Source organism: Candidatus Neomarinimicrobiota bacterium (assembly GCA_022567655.1).
Lineage (GTDB): Bacteria > Fidelibacterota > SORT01 > SORT01 > SORT01 > JADFGO01.
In genome coordinates this window covers 1-2,927 of sequence record JADFGO010000145.1, presented here as the reverse complement: position 1 = coordinate 2,927, position 2,927 = coordinate 1, and the positions used below count along the sequence as shown (strand labels likewise).

At 44.0% G+C, this 2,927-nt stretch carries 4 protein-coding genes; all 4 read right to left on the bottom strand.

Annotated elements, in window-relative coordinates; all coding sequences use genetic code 11:
- On the bottom strand, positions 1 to 665 hold a 665-nt coding region (locus IID12_10225), incomplete at its 3' end, for a molecular chaperone TorD family protein (GenBank protein ID MCH8289459.1).
- A 13-nt stretch (positions 666 to 678) separates the two neighbouring features.
- Positions 679 to 1,929, bottom strand: a complete 1,251-nt coding sequence (locus IID12_10220) for a 4Fe-4S dicluster domain-containing protein (protein ID MCH8289458.1) — start codon at positions 1,927 to 1,929, stop codon at positions 679 to 681.
- Positions 1,930 to 1,987: 58 nt separating this feature from the next.
- Positions 1,988 to 2,287 carry a hypothetical protein gene (locus IID12_10215; GenBank protein ID MCH8289457.1) on the bottom strand — a complete coding sequence of 100 codons (300 nt, stop codon included), beginning with the start codon at positions 2,285 to 2,287 and terminating at the stop codon, positions 1,988 to 1,990.
- Between the two features lie 11 nt (positions 2,288 to 2,298).
- The coding region (locus tag IID12_10210; GenBank protein MCH8289456.1) for a nitrate oxidoreductase subunit alpha at positions 2,299 to 2,927 on the bottom strand (629 nt) is incomplete at its 5' end.

The following is a 2,927-nucleotide window of genomic DNA, read 5'->3' as shown; positions in this document are numbered from 1 at the left end:
GAACCAGATTTTAGATCGAATCGAGCACATTCGATTTGAACGAAGTTCCGCAGCAGTTTCCCGAGATTTCCGTAAAATCCGCCTTGGTCTTCCTTTATGCAAAGGTGACTAAAGGTTGGAGTAAACCGAGCTAAGTGGTCTTTCAGAAAAGACCGTTCAGCCTTCAGAGTTTCTTTCAACATTGCCGATTTTTTATTTTGTATCGCATACGCTTCTTTTCTTGTGAGAAAGCACATGAATTCTAACTCGCAGGCAACATGATCGATTCTCTCATGTTTGGCAACATTTAATTCCAGACCAAAAGCAATTAAGAATCCCGAGATATCCGCCAGCTGATGCGGTTGTTGGAAGAGATTCTTATCCCCAAACTCCGTCTCATACGGCGGTACGCTTGAACGCGCGCTGTGACCGAATAGATTGTCATACTTTCTTTTTAATTTATCTTCCATCTTAGCATTCATTTCCACTGCTAATTTCGAGACATCATCCACAAGATCCTCATCAATTATTGATACCAGTTTGGCGAGCATTGAGTTCCGTTCCTTAGATATAAGCCTTCTGAAAGTTTCTTTAACAGGAGGTCGAAATCCAAGAGTTAATGCCTCGTATATTCCGCTTCTGCAAAGTGCGATTGCTGCGTCGTTGTTATTTTTTTCATCCGTCATAACGTTATCCTGTTTAAATTGAGTTTGCATACTTTTTTGATCTCTCATGTATCGGCTCTTCAATGGTTGTACGGAAAAGTTCTGTACCGTCCTTACCGTACGCTATGACCGTATCGTTATAAATATTGACAGGTTTATCCCTGATATTGCCTTCATAGATCTTAGGACCTTTCTCAAACTCGTAACTGAAAATTATCCGATTTGAACGTCTGAAGAGTTGTAACACCGCTAATAGTTCTCTGCTGGGATTCATATAATTTTCTATAGCTTGGTCAACTCCGGGACCGAACATTTGCTTCAGATATTTCCTCGGCACCCATCTGGGCGGAATGTAATATCCATTTGGGGATGTTCCGAACTGCGAATAAAGCGGAAGCGCCACTTTCTCTACATGAACCATATAATACAACGGATTGGATCTATCTTTCGTCCATGTTCCGTCGTTGTTCATCTTGACCAACCCCTGCATCCTCATCTGACCTATACAAGCCGCCATGCAGCGCGTTTCCATCGGAGTTCCATCGGACTCCGGATCGGTTCCCTCAACTCTCGGATAACAGCCAACACATTTTTCGGTGATTCGCGTATTGCCTCTGTACATTGCTTTTTTATATGGACATGCTTCCACACATTTTCTATAACCGCGGCATTTCTCCTGATCAATTAAAACTATGCCGTCTTCGGGTCTTTTATAGATCGCTTCACGAGGACAAGCAGCGAGGCAGGCAGGATAACTACAGTGATTGCATATTCTCGCTAAATAGAAAAACCAGGTTTTGTGCGTTGGCAATTCCACGCCTTCTTTATCTATTTCGTTGACCTTTCCAAGTTTTCCCTTTGGGTTATCCTCATAAATATTTGGAGAATTCCACTCGTGATCTTCCGGAAGATAGCCTAAAACTCGTGAGCTGTTCGGCAGCAATCTTCTTTTGATAGCTTCAAAGATCGTTTTTCCTTCAAATGTGTATTTGCCGTTTCTCTTCTTCCAGTTCTGTTTGCCCGGATTGGCTTCCTCAAGAAGTTTGAGGATCTTCGCATCCCAGAATTGAGGATATCCGCCATACGGCTTGGTTTCCACATTCGCCCACCACATCTGTTCCTGTCCTTTACTGAATGTCCATGTGGACTTGCAAGCCATAGTGCACGTTTGACATGCGATGCAGCGGTTTATGTTGAACACGAACGCGAACTGGCGATCAGGATACGCTCCCTCGTACGGATAATCCATTTCTCGATTCAGCTGCCAATTTTTTACTTTAGGCACGGTACTCCTCCTTTTGCTGATAATTCGTTAAATACTTATGTTTGCTCAATCTCATTTCTTATTCTTGATGTAGGTCGCGGTTGTTAACGCGATCAATTATTCTGACGCTGCCCCACACTGAGATACATTCGTCCACTATAGTTTCGATCTCATTTTCTCCAAGCTGAAGATAAGCCCGATGCGCTCCCGCATATTCACTATTACTGAATATTCCCATCAGTTTCTTTTTATCCATCCCAAGTCGAGCGAACTCTTCTGCAAAGACGTAAGCCATATCTTTTGCAGCGTCTTCATCAACTTCAAGCTCAACGCCGACCAATACGTTAGGATCGCTCGGATCCGGATCATTGTAGGGCATATCTTCTCCTTCTATTCTTTCATGTCGATTAAATCACCGGCAATATATCTCTTCATGAACTCGCTTTCATTATCCGGAGTGAATCCAGTTGTAGCCGGCTGCCAGATTCCAAGTCCACCCATCCCTCCGTCTTCAGCTTTTGTCACCTTCACAAGCGTTTCCTTCGGGACGGTGTTTACGGCATGATTGTCCGATTCACCACCGAATATAAATCCCATGTAGGCTTTCGTTTTATGGAAAAGGGTGTCAGTTTGGTGCATCGGCATATGCCAATTACGAGTGATTGACTGTTGTGACCCGTAACGCAGATTCGCCTGATATCCTGTATTGGCTGACAATGCTCTTCCGTCTGGTCGTGACTCATGAGCTCTCACACTTTTCTCGGTAGCGATGAACGGAGCGTGCTTCATCATCACAATATTATAAGGATAAGCATGATTGTATTTTGCCCTCAGCATACATCTTGAAACACGGTAGAAAAAATCTCCCGGTTTCGCGCCAATATATGGCCTGTCGGCAGGATTTGCGTCTATGTAAACATAATCCCCGTCTTCAATTCCAAGGTCACGCGCTGCTGCAGGATTTATGTGGAGCTGATGCTCACCTACGCTCGGTGACCGTTTGTCCAGCCTGTACGGAT